This window comes from Aeromicrobium sp. Leaf289 (assembly GCF_001423335.1).
Lineage (GTDB): Bacteria > Actinomycetota > Actinomycetes > Propionibacteriales > Nocardioidaceae > Aeromicrobium.
Map to the genome: position 1 here is coordinate 85,095 of NZ_LMNK01000007.1, position 18,266 is coordinate 103,360.

General features: G+C 69.8%; 11 protein-coding genes. 7 read left to right on the plus strand and 4 right to left on the minus strand.

Translation table 11 applies throughout. The features are described from left to right. Positions 1–36: 36 nt before the first annotated feature. Both ASF37_RS16670 and ASF37_RS16675 read left to right on the plus strand, forming a co-directional pair. On the plus strand, positions 37–2,307 hold the full coding sequence (locus ASF37_RS16670; protein WP_056581756.1) for a 5'-nucleotidase C-terminal domain-containing protein: 2,271 nt from the start codon (positions 37–39) through the stop codon (positions 2,305–2,307). Then, positions 2,307–5,072, plus strand: a complete 2,766-nt coding sequence (locus tag ASF37_RS16675; RefSeq protein ID WP_056581952.1) for an ExeM/NucH family extracellular endonuclease — start codon at positions 2,307–2,309, stop codon at positions 5,070–5,072. Before ASF37_RS16670 ends, ASF37_RS16675 begins: the two co-directional genes overlap by 1 nt. A gap of 91 nt (positions 5,073–5,163) precedes the next feature. Here ASF37_RS16675 and ASF37_RS16680 read toward each other — a convergent pair whose 3' ends face one another. Next, positions 5,164–6,783: a phospho-sugar mutase gene (locus ASF37_RS16680; RefSeq protein ID WP_056581955.1), complete on the minus strand. Its 1,620-nt coding sequence runs from the start codon at positions 6,781–6,783 to the stop codon at positions 5,164–5,166. A 56-nt stretch (positions 6,784–6,839) separates the two neighbouring features. After that, positions 6,840–7,631, minus strand: a complete 792-nt coding sequence (locus ASF37_RS16685; protein WP_056552579.1) for a purine-nucleoside phosphorylase — start codon at positions 7,629–7,631, stop codon at positions 6,840–6,842. Between the two features lie 182 nt (positions 7,632–7,813). On the opposite strand from ASF37_RS16685, the gene ASF37_RS16690 reads away from it, so the two are divergent. The 3 genes from ASF37_RS16690 (at position 7,814) to ASF37_RS16700 (ending at position 10,139) form a co-directional block, all read left to right on the plus strand. Continuing rightward, on the plus strand, positions 7,814–8,029 hold the full coding sequence (locus tag ASF37_RS16690; RefSeq protein ID WP_056581957.1) for a hypothetical protein: 216 nt from the start codon (positions 7,814–7,816) through the stop codon (positions 8,027–8,029). A 252-nt stretch (positions 8,030–8,281) separates the two neighbouring features. Next, on the plus strand, positions 8,282–9,010 hold the full coding sequence (locus ASF37_RS16695) for an SGNH/GDSL hydrolase family protein (RefSeq protein ID WP_056581960.1): 729 nt from the start codon (positions 8,282–8,284) through the stop codon (positions 9,008–9,010). Positions 9,011–9,251: 241 nt separating this feature from the next. Beyond that, positions 9,252–10,139: an SGNH/GDSL hydrolase family protein gene (locus tag ASF37_RS16700; RefSeq protein WP_056581963.1), complete on the plus strand. Its 888-nt coding sequence runs from the start codon at positions 9,252–9,254 to the stop codon at positions 10,137–10,139. Positions 10,140–10,182: 43 nt separating this feature from the next. Here ASF37_RS16700 and ASF37_RS16705 read toward each other — a convergent pair whose 3' ends face one another. Then, positions 10,183–11,001, minus strand: coding sequence for an aldo/keto reductase (locus tag ASF37_RS16705; RefSeq protein WP_056581966.1), 819 nt, complete (start codon positions 10,999–11,001; stop codon positions 10,183–10,185). 242 nt (positions 11,002–11,243) lie between these two features. On the opposite strand from ASF37_RS16705, the gene ASF37_RS16710 reads away from it, so the two are divergent. Beyond that, positions 11,244–13,250 carry a hypothetical protein gene (locus ASF37_RS16710; RefSeq protein ID WP_056581969.1) on the plus strand — a complete coding sequence of 669 codons (2,007 nt, stop codon included), beginning with the start codon at positions 11,244–11,246 and terminating at the stop codon, positions 13,248–13,250. A 191-nt stretch (positions 13,251–13,441) separates the two neighbouring features. Then, positions 13,442–14,545 carry a glycoside hydrolase family 5 protein gene (locus tag ASF37_RS16715; protein WP_056581974.1) on the plus strand — a complete coding sequence of 368 codons (1,104 nt, stop codon included), beginning with the start codon at positions 13,442–13,444 and terminating at the stop codon, positions 14,543–14,545. Positions 14,546–14,554: 9 nt separating this feature from the next. Here ASF37_RS16715 and ASF37_RS16720 read toward each other — a convergent pair whose 3' ends face one another. After that, on the minus strand, positions 14,555–18,058 hold the full coding sequence (locus tag ASF37_RS16720) for a CDP-glycerol glycerophosphotransferase family protein (protein WP_082506576.1): 3,504 nt from the start codon (positions 18,056–18,058) through the stop codon (positions 14,555–14,557). Positions 18,059–18,266 lie beyond the last annotated feature (208 nt).

An 18,266-nucleotide genomic window follows, 5' to 3' on the forward strand; every position in this document is an offset into this window, starting at 1 on the left:
GGGGGCCGACTCGACGACCCGAAGGACCGCTCTCACGTGAAGACACGTCTGCGCCGCGCTGCGGCCGCACCCGCTCTCGCCCTCGGCACCACCCTCGCGCTCGGAGCAGGCGTGATCGCCGCGGCCCCGGCCCAGGCCGCCGACGACGTCACCATCCGGCTGCTCGACATCAACGACTACCACGGTCGTATCGACGCCAACACGGTGAAGTTCGCCGGCACCGTCGAGCAGCTGCGAGCCGAGGCGGGCGAGGCGAACACGCTCTTCATGTCGGCCGGCGACAACATCGGCGCCTCGCTGTTCGCGTCCGCCACGCAGCAGGACGCGCCCACCATCGACGTGCTGAACGCTCTCGACCTGAAGGTCTCGACCGTCGGCAACCACGAGTTCGACCGCGGGTTCGCCGACCTCACCGGCCGGGTCGCCGACCGGGCGGACTTCTCCTACCTGGGCGCCAACGTCGTCTCCAAGGCCACCGGCGAGCCGGCGCTCCCCGCGTACGAGACCTTCGAGGTCGGCGGGCTCGACGTCGCCGTCGTCGGAGCGGTCACCGAGGAGACGCCCTCGCTCGTCTCGCCGTCGGGCATCTCCGACATCGAGTTCACCGACCCGATCGAGGCGGTCAACGACACCGTCGCCGAGCTCGAGGCGTCGGCTACCCCGCCCGACGTCGTGGTCGCGGCGTACCACGAGGGAGCCGGGGCCGGGACGCCCGACGGCGCGACCCTGGAGCAGGAGGTGGCCGCAGGCGGCGCCTTCGCCGACATCGTGCAGAAGACCGACGCCGAGGTCGACGCGATCTTCACCGGCCACACCCACAAGCAGTACGCCTGGCAGGCCCCGGTGCCCGGCGAGGCCGGCAAGACCCGCCCGGTGCTGCAGACCGGCAGCTACGGCGAGTTCATCGGCAGCATCGACCTGACCGTCGACGGCGACACCGGCGACGTCACCAGCACCGCCACCAACGCAGCACGCACCACCACCGACGACGCCACCCTGGTGAGCCGGTTCCCGCGCGTGGCCGAGGTCAAGACCATCGTCGACGCCGCGCTCGCCAACGCCCAGGAGGTCGGCAGCAAGCCCGTCGCCGAGGTGACGGCCGACGTCACCACGGCCTACGCCGGCGGCAACCGGGACGACCGCTCCAGCGAGTCCACCCTCGGCAACCTGGTCGCCGACGCCCAGCTCGCCGGCGTGAAGGACACCCCGGCCGGCGCCGACCTGTCCGTCGTCAACCCCGGCGGCCTGCGCAGCGACCTGCTGTTCAAGGGCACCGGCGGCTCCAACGCCGACGGCGTGGTCACGTTCGCCGAGGCCAACGCGGTGCTGCCCTTCACCAACAACCTCAGCTCGGTCAGCCTCACGGGGGCCCAGCTGACGCAGGTCTTCGAGGAGCAGTGGCAGCGCGACGCCGCGGGCAACGTGCCCTCGCGCCCCTACCTGCAGCTCGGCACCTCGAGCAACGTCGCCTACACCTTCGACCCGACCCGGCCCGAGGGCGAGCGCATCACGTCGCTGCGCGTCGACGGCGAGCAGGTCGGTGCCGACACGACGTACAAGGTCGCGGTGCCGTCGTTCCTGGCCTCCGGCGGTGACAACTTCCGGACCTTCGCCGAGGGCACGGCGGTCGACACCGGACTGCTCGACTACGAGGTCTGGATCGACTACCTGGGCGAGAACAGCCCCGTCGCCCCCAGCTTCGCCCGGCACGCCGTGCAGGTGGAGGGACTTCAGTCCTCCTACGAGGAGGGCGGCACGGTCTCGTTCACGCTGCCGAAGCTCGACCTGACGTCGCTCGGCAGCCCGCAGACCCGCAGCGTCACCGCCACGCTCTACTCCGGCGACACCCCGTACGACCTGGGCGAGTTCCCGGTCAGCGACGGCGCCGTCACCGTCGAGCGCACCCTGCCGGACGGCGTCACGGGCGACGTGCGCGTCGAGGTCGAGGCGACCCCGACGGGGACCACGGCGGTCCTGCCGCCGTTCTCGATCGAGGAGTCCGGCGCCGACGCCAGGCTCGACGTCGTCACCCTTCCCCTCGTCAAGCAGGGCTCGCCGTCGCTGCTGGTGGCCCGCGTCAAGGGCGGCGAGGGACGCCCGACCGGAAGCCTGACGGTCACCGACGCCGCAGGCACGAAGCTCGGGTCGGCCAGGCTGACCCGCAGCGGCGTCGCCGTCCTGCTGCTCGACACCCGACGGCTGCCGGCGGGGGCACAGGTGCTCACGGCTGCCTACAGCGGCGACGACACCTACGCCCCGGTCGAGCGTGACCTGAAGGTCACCGTCGTCGCGAAGAAGAAGCGCTGATGCGCGGCGTGCGCGCCGGCGCCGTCCTGACGGCGGGCGCCGCACTGGTCGCCGGCCTGATGGCCGCCTCGCCGGTCCAGGCCGCACCCGACGGCGACGGTCTGGTGATCGGCGAGGCCTACCTGAACGGTGGCAGCAGCGGGGCCACCTACCTCAACAAGTTCGTCGAGATCGAGAACCCCACCGACGAGCCGATCGACGTGTCCGGCTGGTCGTTGCAGTACCGCTCGTACTCCTCGACCGGCGCGTTCACCGGCGTCATCGCCCTCGGCGACCACCACGTGGAGCCCGGCGGCACGCTGCTGGTCTCGGGCAACGCCAACGCCTCGAACGGCCAGGCGCTGCCCACGCCCGACGTCACGTCGGCGATCGCGTTCTCGGGCAACGCCAACGGCGGCACCCTGGCGCTCGTCCGCTCCACGTCGGCGCTGAGCGGCGACCGAGCGAGCGTGCTCGGCTCCGACCAGCTCGTCGACCTCGTCGGCTACGGCGCGTCCGCCACCTACGAGGGGAGCGGTCCGGCTCCCTCGGGGTACTCGGTCACCTCGTCGTTGCAGCGCACGGACGCGCAGGACACCGACGACAACGCGGCCGACCTGCGCGGCGGTGCGCCGACGCCGCAGGCCTGTGGCACCGACTGCGACGGGAGCGGCACGCCGCCCGAGCCTCCGGTCGACGTCACGATCGCCGAGATCCAGGGCACCGGCTCCGCCAGCCCGCTGGCCGGTCGGACCGTCACCACCAGCGGCGTGGTCACCGCCGCCTACCCGTCGGGCGGCTTCGACGGGCTCTACCTCCAGACCGAGGGCACGGGCGGCACCGCTCCCGCGGACCGGACGGCTTCGGACGGGGTCTTCGTCGCGTCGGCCGCCATGGCGGCCGACGTCGAGATCGGCGACCACGTCGAGGTCACCGGCACGGTGGCCGAGAGCTTCGGGCTCACCCAGGTGTCGCCCGGGGCTGGTGACTGGAAGCAGCTCGCCGACGCGGCCCAGGTCGTGAAGCCCACGCCGCTCACCCTGCCGCTGGGCGAGGCGCAGCGCGAGAGCCTGGAGGGCATGCTCGTGGCGCCCGAGGGTCGCTACACGATCACCAACAACTTCGGCACCAACACGTTCGGCGAGATCGGTCTCGCCGCCGGCGACACCGGCTTGCCGCAGCCCACCGACGTCGCCCGCCCGGGATCGGCGGAGTACGACGCCGTCGTGGCCGAGAACGCGCAGCGCCTCATCACCGTCGACGACGGCGCAGGCATCAACTTCACGAGCGGCGGCAAGAACACGCCGGTGCCGTGGCTGCGTCCCGACAACGAGGTGCGCGCCGGTGCCCCGGTCACGTTCACCGGCGACGACCTGGTGCTCGACTACCGGTTCAGCCTGTGGCGGCTCCAGCCCACCCAGCAGCTGACCGCCGACGGCGACGAGCCGATCAGCATCGGCAGCACGCGGGTCGCCGCTCCGAAGGACGTGGGCGGCGACGTCAAGATCGCGTCGTTCAACGTGCTCAACTACTTCACCCTCACCGGGGAGGCGTACGAGAAGTCCGGTGCCGGCACGTGCACCTACTACGCGGACCGCAACGGCAACCGGGTCACCGTCAACTCCTGTACCAACGACGGCCCCCGCGGCGCTGCCGACGACGCGAACCTGCAGCGTCAGCAGGCCAAGATCGTCAACGCCATCGACGCCCTCGGTGCCGACGTCGTCTCGTTGGAGGAGATCGAGAACTCCGCCGCCTTCGGCATGGACCGCGACACCGCGCTGCGTGCCCTCGTGGCGGCGCTCAACGAGAAGGCCGGCCGCGAGGAGTGGGCGGCCGTCGCGTCGCCCACCCGGGTGCCCGAGCGCGAGGACGTGATCCGCACGGCGTTCATCCACCGCGTCGGTGTCGTCGAGCCGGTGGGGGAGTCCGTCATCGACGACGACCCCGCGTTCGACAACGCCCGTGACCCGCTGTCGCAGGAGTTCCGCCCCGTCGGCGGCACGGAGCGCGACGACTTCCTGGTGGTCGTGAACCACTTCAAGTCCAAGGGCTCGGGCTCCGGAGAGGACGCCGACACCGGCGACGGCCAGGGTGCGTCGAACGCGTCGCGCGTCCGCCAGGCCACCGCGCTGGTCGCGTTCGCCGACGAGCAGAAGGCCGCCGCCGGCACCGAGACGGTGTTCCTGACCGGCGACTTCAACAGCTACAGCAAGGAGGACCCGATCGCGGTCCTCGAGGACGCCGGCTACGTGAACGTCCCCGCGAAGTACACCGACAAGACCACGTACCAGTTCGGTGGCCTGCTCGGCTCGCTCGACCACGTGTTCGCCTCGCCGGCCGCGGTGGACAAGGTCACCGGTGCCGACGTGTGGGACATCAACGCCGACGAGTCGCTGGGGCGTGAGTACAGCCGCTACGACAACAACGTCACGCGCCTGTACGACACGAGCCCCTACCGCGCCAGCGACCACGACCCGGCGATCGTCGGCTTCACGGCGAAGCAGAACGAGCCGCAGGTCGGCCCCACGCGCATCGCCGTGACCGGCTACACCGCACCGCCCAAGGTCACGCTCACGGCCACGGTGGCCGGAGGTGACGTGAAGGCCGACGGCGGCGTGCTGCTCGTGCTCGACGGCTGGCGCCCGGTGGGTGTCGCGAAGGTCGTGGACGGCACGGCCTCGGTGCGGCTCTCCGGGGTCGGCAAGGGCAAGCGGACCCTGACCCTCGTCTACTCCGGCGACCGCCGCGTGAAGCCCGGGGTCACCCTCTACCGCACCCGCTGACCGGGTCCGGAGCCCCGCATCGGTGGATCGTCAACCGCAGCAGTGCGCCTGTGGTTGAGGATCCACCGATGGGTGGGGTCGGGCGGGTGGATCAGGCGAGGCCGAGAGCGACGGCGAGGTCCGTCTTGACGGCCTCGAGCGTGGCCGACGCCTCCTCGCGGGCGACCTCGACCGAGTCGGTGACCGGCACGACCACCTCGACGTAGCACTTGAGCTTCGGCTCGGTGCCCGAGGGACGGCAGATGATGCGCGCGGCGTCGCCGAGGCTCAGGCGGATGCCGTCGGTGGGGGGCAGGCCGGCGTACCCGTCGGCCAGGTCGTCGACGGACGTCACCTCGAGCCCAGCGAGCAGGCGGGGCGGGGTGCTGCGCAACGTGCTCATGGCCGTCGCGATGATCGACAGGTCCTCCACGCGGACCGAGAGCTGGCCCGTGGCGTGCAGACCGTGCTCGCGGTACAGGTCGTCGAGCAGGTCGAGCAGCGTCCGGCCCTCGGCCTTCAGCTCGGCGGCGAGCTCGAGCACCGCGAGGATCGCCGAGACGCCGTCCTTGTCGCGGGCCACGTGCGGGGCGACGCTGTAGCCCAGCGCCTCCTCGTAGCCGAACACGAGGTCGTCGATCTTGCCCAGCCACTTGAAGCCCGTGAGTGTCTGCTGCCAGCGGCGGTCGTGCGCGGCAGCCTGGCGGCCGAGCATGTCCGACGACACGATCGAGGACCCGTACGTGCCCATCGCGCCACGCCGCAGCAGCAGCTCGGCGAGCAGCACGCCCGTCTGGTCGCCGGTGAGCATGCGGAACCCCTCGCCGTCGCGGACGCCGACGGCGCAGCGGTCGGCGTCGGGGTCGTTGGCCACGATCACGTCGGCCTGCACCTCCGACGCGAGCTTGAGCGCCAGGTCCATGGCGCCGGGCTCCTCGGGGTTCGGGAACGCGACGGTGGGGAAGTCGGGGTCGGGGTCGCCCTGCTCGCGGACCACGTGGAGCGGCGCGAAGCCGGCACGGCGCACGACCTCGACCAGTGTGTCCCGCCCGACGCCGTGCATGGGGGTGTAGACGGCCACCACGTCGCGCGGCCCGTCGTGCGCGAGGTCGACGACGGCCTGCACGTACGCCTCGGCCACCTCGGGGCCCACCGTCGTGTAGTCGTCGCTGCGCGGGAGCTCGTCGACCCGCCCGACGGCGTCGATGAGGGCGGAGATGTCGGTGTCGGCGGGAGGGACGATCTGGCTGGAGTCGCCGAGGTAGACCTTGTAGCCGTTGTCCTGGGGCGGGTTGTGCGAGGCCGTGACCATGACACCCGCCGAGCAGCCGAGGTGCAGGATCGCGTGGGCCAGCACGGGGGTCGGCAAGTGGGTGGGCAGCAGGTAGGCCCGCACGCCCGCCGCGTGCATGATCTCGGCGGTGTCGCGGGCGAACACGTCGGAGTTGTGACGGGCGTCGTAGCCGACGACGACCGACGGGTCGTCGGGCGTCTCGCGCAGCAGGTAGGCCGCGAGACCTGCCGCCGCCTTGGCCACGATGACCCGGTTCATCCGGTTCGGCCCACCGCCGAGTGCACCGCGCAGCCCCGCAGTACCGAACTGCAGCCGCTCATCGAAGCGGTCGTGCAGCGCGTCCAGGTCGTCGGCGTCGACGAGAGCCTGCAGCTCGGCACGGGTAGCCGGGTCAGGATCCTGGTCGATCCAGTCGAGGGCGAGGTCGACGACGGGCATGGTGCCTCCTGGCGGGCGGTGCTGGTGGGAGCGGTGCAGGTCGGGTGGGGCGCCCACTAGATCCGGGGGATGATGTCGGCGAGCAGGGCGCCCATGCGGCTCGCGGCCGCCTTGCCGGCCTCGAGGACCTCCTCGTGGTTGAGGGGCTCGCCGGAGATGCCGGCGGCGAGGTTGGTCACGAGCGAGAGTCCGAGCACCTCCATGCCGGCCTCGCGTGCCGCGATCGCCTCGAGCGTGGTCGACATGCCGACGAGGGTGCCGCCGATGGCACGCACCATGGCGATCTCGGCGGGCGTCTCGTAGTGCGGGCCGGGGAACTGCACGTACACGCCCTCGTCGAGCGAGGGGTCGACCTCGCGGCACAGGGCCCGCAGGCGCGCGGAGTAGAGGTCGGTGAGGTCGACGAAGTTCGCGCCCTCGATCGGTGAGGTGGCGGTGAGGTTGATGTGGTCGCTGATGAGCACGGGGGTGCCGGGCGTCCAGCTGGGGTCGAGCCCGCCGCAGCCGTTGGTGAGCACGACGGTGCGGACGCCGGCTGCTGCCGCGGTCCGGACGCCGTGGACGACGGCCGCCACGCCCTTGCCCTCGTAGAAGTGCGTGCGCCCGAGGAACACGAGGGCGCGGCGTTCTCCGATCTTGACCGAGCGCACCGTGCCGCCGTGGCCGGCGACCGCCGGTGCACTGAATCCGGGCAGGTCGGCCAGGGCGATCTCGTGGTCAGGGGTCCCGAGGGCGTCGGCGGCGGGCAGCCAGCCCGATCCCATCACGAGGGCGACGTCGTGGGTCGCTCCGTCGGTGCGGTCGGCGAGGGCTTCCGCGGCTGCGCGGGCGAGTTCGGCGGTGGTCACCGGTCCACCCTACGAGACGTGACGGACGCCACCGGTCCGGGCGAGTCGCCGTCGTGCCCGGTTCCGGGCGCCGAAGGTCCCGACACGGGACCGGACAAAAGAGTGACTAGTCAGGTCTAGTCCTAAAGAACTAGTTCCGTGTAGTCTCCTGTGACCAAGGGGATGGACGAAAGGACTCCGGAGTGACGACGATCCGCACGCGCAGGGTGATCGCCTCGAGCGTCGCCGTGCTCGCGGCCACCGCGTCGCTGGTGCTCGTGCCGGCCGCCGCGCAGGCAGCGCCTCAGGCCGGTATCCAGCCGCTCGTCACCCAGGGCATCCAGCCGCTCGACACCGACGGCATCCAGCCGCTCGACACCGACGGCATCCAGCCCCTCACCACGGTGGCGACCGCATGACGCACTGAGACTTCCGGCCTGTCGGGGGACGGGCCGGACGGTGGAGCATCTCGGGGGGATGGTCCATCACACACGACGAGACCCTGGCCGTTCGGGGGGATGGCCAGGGTCTCGTCGCGTCTGGGCACCGGGCGTGCGGGCCGAGTGCAGCCGACTCCAGGCTGGCGTGCGATGGCTACATGGATTTCTTGTGACGGGACACCCGCACTGGGGCATACTGGTGCAATTGTCCAATCACGCACGCGGGGTTTCATGTTCGCTTCAATCTTCGCGCGGCGCGCTGTTGTGGTCGCCGCCGTCGCACTGGGTCTTTCCACGCTGGTCAATGGCGCGGTCGCTGCCGACGACCGGCCCCACATCATGGTCATCGGCGACTCGTACTCCGCCCGGTACACCGACGAGACAGGCTCTACGGCGCGGGCGTGGTGGAGCTACCTGCGAGAGGATCTCGACGCGAAGCTCACCGTGGCGGCCGAGTCAGGCGCCGGCATCCTCATGAAAGGTATGGGATGCAAGGGCAAGCGCCTGGGTGACTACTCCAAGCTTGACGCGTTGAAGGCGGCATCGCCCGACATCGTGATCGTCGAGGGCGGGGCCAATGACTGGGGCCACTGCGTCAACGGCGTGCGTACCAGTCACATGAACAAGCCGACTCTCATCAAGGGGTGGGTGGATCGATACTTCAAGCAGCTGGCAGTCGACACGAAAGCCGCGGGCATCTCGAGGAACAAGGTCTACGTCACGAGTTTCTGGGCTGCGCAGAACAGTGAGAAGACACGTTCGATCATCGTCGGTTACTACCGCCAGGCGGCGAAGGCGAACGGCTTCAAGTGGGTTGAGATGCCACGCTTGGAGCATCGTCACACGCTCGACGCCGAGCTCGCCAACGGGGATAGAACCCATCCCAACATCTCTGGGAGCCGCGAACTCTTCTACCGGTTCATGTCGGTCTCGGACTTGGACGCGCTCGCACTTCGCTAGCTCGGTGCGTCTTCCGCTCTGATGACCGCGCCAGGGATCTGCGACGCCTGCGGCACGTCGATTCGACCCAGGTGGCGGTCGCGGTCCGTGGCGGTCCACACGCCCCAATCGAATCCCAGCTGTTGAGCGCCTGCCCGCCGCACCTAGTTCGATCGAACTATCTTCGCGTGCTCCGCGACGCGCACGAGCGAGCATGTGTGACCCTTGACCGTCACGATCATCTCGGGGTTGGGAAAGACACATGCTCGACGCGCGCGCGTTCACAAAGAACCTGATTGCCGTCGGCGCAGTCACCGCAGGTCTGTTCACCGTCATGACGGTGCCCGCCATCTCTGACGAGCCGACGGCCAACCCCACGCCGTCGGCGGCCGTCCCGCCGCCCGCGCCGACGACTGAAGCCGAGCCGTCGGCGGAGCCGGAACCCACTCTGGAGCCGACGCCGACCCCCGCACCCACCACGAGTGCGCCGAGGCCGAGCCCGACCCCCACCGCCACCGCCAGCAAGGCTGCCAAGGCCGCCTCGGCGCCGGCGCCGGGCGAGCCGCTCCTGGTGTTCGGTGACTCCACGAGCGCCTGGTTCTCCGACCAGCCCGGGTCACCGTCGCAGGGCTGGTGGTCCAAGGTCGCGGCCAAGGCCGACATGCGGGCCGTGCTCTCGGCCGAGTCGGGCTCGGGCATGTGGGCCCGCGGCAACAAGTGCGGCGGAACCCGCTTCGACCAGCGGCTCTCCGAGATTGCGCGCATCAAGCCGGCCAAGATCATCGTGGCCACCGGCCGCAACGACTACCACCGGTGCCGCGGGGGTCAGGGGCAGGGCTACGTGACCGAACCGCGCGCCAAGGTGGAGCTGGCGATCAGCAACTACATGACCAAGCTCGACAAGGCGCGCAAGGCCGAGGGGATCCCGGCCAACGAGGTCTACGTGACCACCCCGTGGGGCACCGACCTCCGCAGTGTCCACGCCTGGATGTGGAAGGCGCAGAAGCGCGAGGCCGAGGCGCGTGGCTTCACCTACGTGACGGTCCGCTTCCTCGACGACCTGTTCACGCTGGACAAGACCCACCCGAACGCGCTCGGCAACACCAAGCTGGCCGAGGACTTCCTGCGGGTCTCGAAGATCGCCGGCTGACGGACCGGCCGCCGGGCCTGGACCGGCCCAACGACCGACATCGTCAGTTGAACTCGGACGGATCGGGTCCGGTGCGCTCGTCGCGGTTGATGGCGCTGATGCGCTGGAGCTCGTCGTCGCTCAGCTGCACCTCGGTGGCGCCGAAGTTCTCGGCGATGCGCTCGGGCGTGACCGACTTGGGGAACACGACGTTCTCGAGCGCCAGCTGCCAGGCCAGGACGACCTGACCGGGCGTGGCGTCGTGCGCCTCGGCGATCTCGACGACGGCGGGCTCGCTGAGCACGGCGCCCTGGGCCAGCGGGCTCCAGGCCTCGGTCACGATGCCGTGCTCGGAGTGAAACGCCCGCAGCACGTCCTGCGTGAGGGCGGGGTGCAGCTCGACCTGGTTGACCGACGGGGTGGTCAGGCCCTCGTCGGCCAGGCGCTGCAGGTCCTGGACGCGGAAGTTCGAGACGCCGACGGACCGCACACGGCCGTCGGCCTTCAGCTGCTCTAACGCCTTCCAGGTGTCGACGAAGCGGTCCTTCTCCGGCGTGGGCCAGTGGATGAGATAGAGGTCGAGCACGTCGAGACCGAGCCGGCCCATGCTGGCGTCGAAGGCCCGCAGCGTGGACTCGTGTCCCTGGTCGTCGTTCCACAGCTTGGTGGTCACGAAGACCTCGTCGGCCAGGCCCGTGGCCTCGAGCGCCGCGCCGACGCCCTCCTCGTTGCCGTAGATCTTGGCGGTGTCGATGTGGCGGTAGCCGACCTCGAGGGCCTTCTCGACGGCCGCCTGGGTCTCGGCGGGATCGATCTGGAACACGCCGAACCCCAGCTGGGGGATGGTGGTTCCGTCGTTCAGGGCGATGTCACGCACGGTCATGGTGGTGCTCCTGTTCGTGGGGAGGGGTCGGTCGGGGCGGGAGCTGCGCGGTGGGCGGCGCTCCGCAGCCGCAACCTCCAGCATGGCAACCAGGTGGGGACCGGCAAGTCCGACGCTCGACCGCCCTGAAAAGCAGGGGAGATGTGCGCGAACCGGTCGGTGCGCGGCGGCCATCTTGGTACGATCATCCAGACTTCGTCTCGGGCTTGGAAGGTCGTACCCCTGTGTCTGTCCGTTCACTCATGCGCGCAGCCGTGCTCGCGCTGCTCGGCGGACTGCTGGTCGCCGCCCCGGCCTCGGCCGTCACGGTGACCATCACGTCGAACCTCACCAAGGTCCGGGAGGGTTCGCCGGTCACGTTCTCCGGCAAGGCGCCCGCCGGCTCCACGGTGCAGCTCTACCAGGGTGCGCACAAGATCCCGACGCCCAGCACCACGGCCAGCACCAAGGTCCCGCTGCCGGAGGCCGCCACCAAGGCCACGTCCGGCGGCACCTGGAAGATCACCATCGTCTCGGCCAAGCGTGGCGCGGACGGCAAGAAGTACGTCGACGGCTTCCGCAACTACCGCGTCCGCGTCGGCTCGACCCAGTCGGCCGCCCGGCAGGTGAACTCCTATCGGCCGGTGTCGGTGTCGCTGAGCAAGACCATCAGTGGCAAGAAGACCGCGGTGGCGACCAACGAGGAGATCTACAGCCGCAGCGGCATCACGTTCTCGGCCGTCCTGTCGTACGGAGTCAAGGGCAACCGGGCCTACCTGCAGCGACGGGTGCCGACCCGCAACTCGACGGGCAAGATCACCGGCACCCGGTGGGCCACGGTCAAAACCGCCACGACCGGTTCCACCGGCGCCAACCGGACCGTCAGCTTCGGGTCCGTGTCCACGCCCCCCGGCCGGTGGCAGTACCGCGTGTCCACCAAGCTGGTCGGGCTCTACGCCATCGGGTACTCCACCACTCCCGCCGTGCACGTGGTCAGCTGCACCACCTACCCCTCGCGCCCTGCGGGCATTCAGCCCGCGTTCTCCAACCCCGGCGCGTACTCCACGGCCGACAGGACCAAGCGGTCCAAGGCGCTGCGCGACCAGCTGGTCAAGACCATCTGCGCCGCCGACACCGGCGCCGAGCTGAAGCTGGCCATGTGGCACATCGACGACGATGCGCTCTACAAGAACCCTCCCGAGGTCGTGAACCCGATCCTGCGCGCGCTCGACTACGTGAGCGCGACCCGCAAGGTGAAGGTCAGCATGGTGGTCAACGACAGCACCGGCAAGCAGGCCTACACGACGGAGTGGCTCAAGCAGATCGCCGCCCGCAATGGCGGTGGCTACTACGAGTGCAAGGAAGCCTGCATGAGCGACCGCGGGCTGAGCGGGCAGAACAACGCGGGTGACAACCACCAGAAGCTCTTGACCATCAGCAAGGCCAAGGGCGCACCCGTCACGGTCATCTCGACCTCCAACTGGTCGTACTGGCAGCTGCGCGACTACTGGAACTCCAGCTCGGTGCTGTGGAACGACGCGAACGTCTACGCGCGCTCCTCGGCGCGGTTGTCGCAGATGATCCAGGCCGCCGAGCGGACCTCGGCCGGCAACGGTGGCTGGGCGACGTCAGGTGCCGACGGCCTGGTCAAGAGCGCCGCCGACAACACGTGGGTACCGGCCGACGTCAGCTCGGGCGACGACATGGTGAGCGCCAAGGAGCGGAAGGGCTCGGGCTCCGGTGCGGCTCGCACGGCTGTCTCGTTCTCGCCGTCGGGCGGCTACGACCCGATCCTCGATCGGCTGAAGGGTTCGAGCTACACGTGCGACAAGGGTGAGGCCGTGCGGTTCGCGGTGCTGCTCGGGACCGGCGATATCGGCACCAAGTGGGTCGACACGATCAAGGAGCTCAAGGCAAAGGGCTGCAAGGTCTACGTGGTCATGAGCCGACCGATCCCGTCCGGCTCGCACGTCTTCGGTACTGACAAGGCGACGTTCGACGGGCTCACGGATCAGCTCGGCGGATCCACGACGTACCTGCGCTGTGGCCAGTACATCCACACCAAGAACATTCTGAGCGACGAGAAGTCGTCGGTGTGGACGGGACCGCGCAACCTGGACTACTCCGGCTTCAGGCTGAGCGACGAGACGACCCTCCGGGTCTGGAACGACCCGACGCTCTACAACAAGTACAAGACCGACTGGATCAACATCTGGAAGAAGTCCAGCAGTTGCGGCTCGACGCACGCTGCGTTCATGAAGCTGCGATGACCTCTTCGCACCGGCGGCGAGGCCCTTCCCCAGCGTGGAAGGGCCTCGTGGCCTTGGTGGCGCTGCTTGTAGTCGCGCTGGCGGGCGTGGTGGGGGCCAGGCTGCTCGACGTCGGCCCGTACCGCGACGTCGCCGCACCAGCGGAGACGACCTCCACTTCCAGCGCGTCCCCGACGCCGACCCTCCCACCGGTGGGTGGACTCCGCGCCGCCGAGATCGAGGGCCGCATGCGCATCGTCGAGGAGGACGGCACGCAGTTCCCGGTCCGCGCCGTCAACTGGTACGGGGCCGAGACGGCGGACCGGGTGGCCGGGGGGCTGGACCGTCGCCCGCTGGCCGACATGGCCGAGGAGATCGCCGACGCCGGTTTCAACACGGTGCGGCTGCCGTGGTCGAACGAGATGGTGCGCGACGACGAGGTGCCGGACCCGGCGCGGGTCGCTGCCAACCCTCAGCTCCAGGGCAAGACCGCGCTCGAGGTCTACGACGCGGTCGTGGAGGCACTGGCCGACGCCGACCTCAGGATCATCCTCGACAACCACCACTCCACCGCCGACTGGTGCTGCAACATCCGCGACGGGAACGGTCTCTGGTACACCGCCGAGCACCCCGAGAGCGAGTGGCTCGAGCACTGGACGCTCATGGCGAAGCGGTACGTGGACCAGCCGGCCGTGATCGCGGCCGAGCTGCGCAACGAGATCCGGTTCGACGTGAAGACCGACCGCATGCCCACCTGGGGGAGCGGTGACGAGGAGACGGACTGGAAGCGTGCGGCGACCCTCGGCGTCGAGGCCGTGCACTCGGTGGCTCCCCGCCTGCTCGTGGTGGTCGGCGGCCTGGAGCACAACTCCAAGCTGATCGAGCAGTTCCGCGACCCGCTGGAGATCCCTCGCCAGGACAAGCTGGTGTACGCCGTGCACGACTACGCCTGGCGCCACTCCGACGAGGCGCTCAGCAGCCAGTCGCTGTTCAATCGACGCATCCAGACCCGCTGGGGCGGGATGAACGACGCCCGCAACGACTTCGCTGCTCCGGTGCTGCTGACCGAGTTCGGCTCGTGCGTGCAGCATCCTGGCGAGCCCGACTGCGATCCCTCCCGCGCGAAGTTCCTGTCCCGCATGTCGTCGAACCTCGAGACCACCGGTATCGGCTTCGCGTGGTGGGCCTTCAACGGCACCCAGTCGTCCGGCTACACCCGCAAGCTCGGGTGGGACGACGGGTACGGCCTCGCTGACGGTCAGTGGCAGCTCTCGCTGGACGCGCTCCCCGAGGAGCTGCGCTCCCTGTTGGAGTAGCAGCGGCGTTCAGTCGACGAAGAACTCGTCGACGACCCGTCGTGCCGCCTTGCCGTCGTCCCACGGGGCGAAGCGCTCCTTGAACGACGCGTAGCGCGTGCCGTACTCCCGGTCGTAGGACTCGAGGGCGTCGAGAGCGGCGAACAGCTGCGCCTGGGTGCTGCACCACGGTCCGGGCGCGATCGGCTCGAGGTCGAAGTAGACACCCCGGGCCCGCACGTACTGGGCGAAGTCGGGCACGAAGTACAGGATCGGCCGACCGGTCAGGCAGAAGTCGAACATGGCCGACGAGTAGTCGGTGAGCAGGACGTCGGCACTGAGGTAGAGGTGGTTGATGTCGTGGTGATGGGTGACGTCGATGACCTGGGCGGTGGACCGGTCGCTCAGGTCGTGCCGGGCATTGAAGCTGTGGCCGCGCAGCAGCACCACCCAGTCGTCGCCGAGGTGACGGGTGAGCGCTGCGAGGTCGAGCCCGGTGAACAGCGACGCGGTCCAGCCCTCGCGGTTCAGGTCACGGAAGGTGGGCGCGTACAGCAGCACCTTCTTGTCCTGCGGGATGCCGAGCTGGTCGCGCAGCCGCAGGCGCTCGTCGAGGGTGGTGTCGACGAGGGCGTCGTTGCGGGGGTAGCCGGTCTCGAGCACCGGTCCGTCGTAGGAGAACTCGCGGGGCACCAGGTCGGTGAAGTAGGGGCTGGGCGAGATCATCGCGTGCCAGTGGGCACCTTCGGCGCGGCGCACGGCCGCCTCCTCGGCGCTCATCCGCTGGTGCTCGACCTGGGACCGGCCCACGTACTTGTAGGGCGTGCCGTGCCAGGTCTGCAGGTAGCGCTGGTGCTCGCGGGGGGCGTAGCCGTCGATCCCGCCGTAGTTGTTGACCAGGAACCGGGCCGCGGCCAGCTTCTCGTACCACTGGGTGCTGTGCTTGACGATGGGGACGCCGCCGGGCGGGACCTGGACGGAGTGGTCGTCGACGCCCCAGTAGAGCGTGAGGTGCGTGTCGCGGCGCAGGAGCTCGCGGTGGATGGCCAGGGCGCTGTCGCAGGCGTTCGATCCCAGGTCGACGTAGAAGAACACCGCCTCCTCCGGTTCGACCTGGGCGTCCTCGCCGAAGGTGATGCGCGACTGGCGCCGGCTGTAGACGCTGCGGTCGGGCTCCGGCACGGGAGCGTCGAGGATCAGGCTGAGCCGACCAGTGGTGGTGGCCTTGACCGTGAGGTGCGCGTCGAAGTCGTCGCGCTGGATCGGGTAGGTCTCGACGATGGGCAGCGCCGTGCGGAGGGTCCACGGCTCCTTCGTCTCGGCATCGCGCAGCGTGAGGGAGTAGCGGCCCGCCGGCAGGGGTCTGCGGCGTCCGTACCAGTCGGTGAACCCGAGGTCGACCACGGTGGAGAAGTGCGCGCCGTCCACCTCGAGGTCCTTCCAGGCGCTCGGCTGGTTCTCGGCCCGGTGCACCGCCAGCTGGAGTCGCTGCCCAGGGGTCGTGCCCGACAGGCGCACCCTCGTGGCGCTGACGACGTCGAGCGCCTCGATGGTGGCCGAGCTGCGCTCGTCGCTCACCGCGACCATGCCGCGGCGGTTGCGCACGACGCTCATGGTCACGTCGTCCTGCGCGGTGACCAGGTGCTCGGGCAGGTCCACGGGCAGGACCCGCCCGGCGGCGGTGCGGACCTTGAGGCTGCGCACCAGGTTGCCGCGGGTGGTGGGCGGGGGGACGTCGACGCGGAGGCGGTAGCCACGGGTGATGCGCTGGGTGAGCGTGGCCTCGCTGCACTCCACCGGGTGCGGGTGGTCGAGCCACGCCGCCACCAGCGGCGACGTGAGGGTGGAGCTCAGGTCGACCGTGAGACGGCGGTGCGACAGCTGCACGCGGGTGGCGCGCACCTTGGGGCGGCGCAGCACGAGCGTGACGGGCTGGCGCGGCTCCACGAGCGGGTCGACGACGAGGCCGGCGCCGACCTCGTGGGCGGCGACGGTGCGCAGGGTGCCGTTCCGGTCCTGCTCGACCAGCTCGGCCGACCGCTTCACCTCGCCGGCGACCACGGTGGCCACCAGGACCCAACGTCCCGAGCTCATGGCGTCGGCCACGTGGGGATCGTCCAGGTCGAGGACGGCGGTGAAGGCGGAGTCGGCGTACGTTCGCATGGCGTCCTTGGCCAGCACGTCGACGGAGTGGTCGGTGCGTCGGCTGTGCGGCAGCTCGACCCGGGTGCCGTCGGCGACGTTCAGGGCGCTGATCTCGAGGGTCTGCTGGCCGGCGTCGACGGTGTAGGGCACGTAGGCCCAACCCTCGATCTCGAGCACGTTGCCGCGCCAGCGCATGGCGGTGAGCTTGTGCTTGACCTGCGACCCGCTGATGAGCGTGCGGCTCGGGCGGGGCAGCGGAGGCAGGCGCGACGGGTAGTTGGCGCTGCTGAGCACCAGCTCGCCGCTGCGCACGTCGGTCAGCCGCTCGGTGCCACTGGCGAGGAACCAGGCGTAGATGTCGGCGGCGGTGGAGGCGCCGAACGCGACGGTGGAGGAGAAGAACAGCCGGTGGCCGTCGTGGATCTTGTTCCGCACCCGCTCGGGTGTGCGCTCCCAGTAGGTGCGCACGACCTCGGTGAACAGGTCGCAGTAGGCCTCGTCCGCGTCACCGACGTGGCGGGCGAAGACCCACAGGTCTCCGTGGAACAGCTTGAGGAAGAGGTGGTCGCTGATCGAGGTCTCGCGGTCAGCCCGCAGGATCTGGTGCATCTCGGCGATCGCCTCGAGCTTGGCCTGCATGTTGGGCAGCTCGTTGCGGCGCTGGGTGATCGAGCCGCCCTCGTCCCGCTCGCGCCAGGAGTACACCGGCTGGGGAAGCACGTCGACGCACTCGGCGAGCACGTAGGCACGTGACATGGGCGCCATGTCCTCGTACAGCCGCCCGACGGGGAAGGTGAGGTCGATCCGGTCGATGAAGGTGCGCCGGAACAGCTTGTTCCAGACGACGGTGTCGTAGACGAGCTCAGGGTGCTGGGCCAGGTTGGTACGAAGGCGGCGGTGTCGGTGTGACTCACGCTGGTTCCAGGCCTGCCAGTTGCGGGTGGAGTTGAACCGGCGCACGTTGCCGGTCGCGAACTCCGACTCGCTGATCATCAAGGTCGAGAGCATGCGCTCGTAGGCCGTGGGGTGCACCAGGTCGTCACTGTCGGCGAAGGCGACGAACTCGCCGGTCGCGGCCGACATGCCGACGTTGCGTGCGTGGGAGAGCCCGCCGTTCGGCTGGTGGATGACCATGACCCGCTCGTCCTCGGCGGCGATCTCGTCGCAGATCGAGCCGGAGCGGTCGGTCGAGCCGTCGTCGACCAGGATGATCTGCAGGTTCGCGTAGGTCTGATGACGGATGCTGTCCAATGCGTCGCGCAGGTATCGCTCCACGTTGTGGACGGGGACGACGACGCTGATGAGCGGGAGTAGGCCCTCGATCTGTCGCGGCGAAACGGAGGTCAGCAGCCCACTCAGCGTGTGACGTCCGTCCCGTTTCCAGCGCATGCCCCCGATTCGACTGAGACCAACCTGAGAAAGTCTACTTCAAAATGAGGCGACCGTCGTAGGAAACTCGGTACGCGGCGGAGTGGATCATCCGAAGATGGCGATGGCTCGGTAGAGCTCGGGGTCTTCGTCTCCGTAGGGGGAGAGTCCGGTGCCTTCGGTCTCGTCGATGACGGTGTAGCCGAGCGCGGTGATCTGATCACGGAAA

Bases quoted from the DNA above. Each gene is read 5' to 3' on its own strand.
- ASF37_RS16695 (WP_056581960.1), top strand. From the start codon at position 8,282: ATGTTCGCTTCAATCTTCGCGCGGCGCGCTGTTGTGGTCGCCGCCGTC.
- ASF37_RS16680 (WP_056581955.1), bottom strand. From the start codon at position 6,783: ATGCCCGTCGTCGACCTCGCCCTCGACTGGATCGACCAGGATCCTGAC.
- ASF37_RS16710 (WP_056581969.1), top strand. From the start codon at position 11,244: ATGCGCGCAGCCGTGCTCGCGCTGCTCGGCGGACTGCTGGTCGCCGCC.
- ASF37_RS16705 (WP_056581966.1), bottom strand. From the start codon at position 11,001: ATGACCGTGCGTGACATCGCCCTGAACGACGGAACCACCATCCCCCAG.
- ASF37_RS16720 (WP_082506576.1), bottom strand. From the start codon at position 18,058: ATGCGCTGGAAACGGGACGGACGTCACACGCTGAGTGGGCTGCTGACC.
- ASF37_RS16700 (WP_056581963.1), top strand. From the start codon at position 9,252: ATGCTCGACGCGCGCGCGTTCACAAAGAACCTGATTGCCGTCGGCGCA.
- ASF37_RS16675 (WP_056581952.1), top strand. From the start codon at position 2,307: ATGCGCGGCGTGCGCGCCGGCGCCGTCCTGACGGCGGGCGCCGCACTG.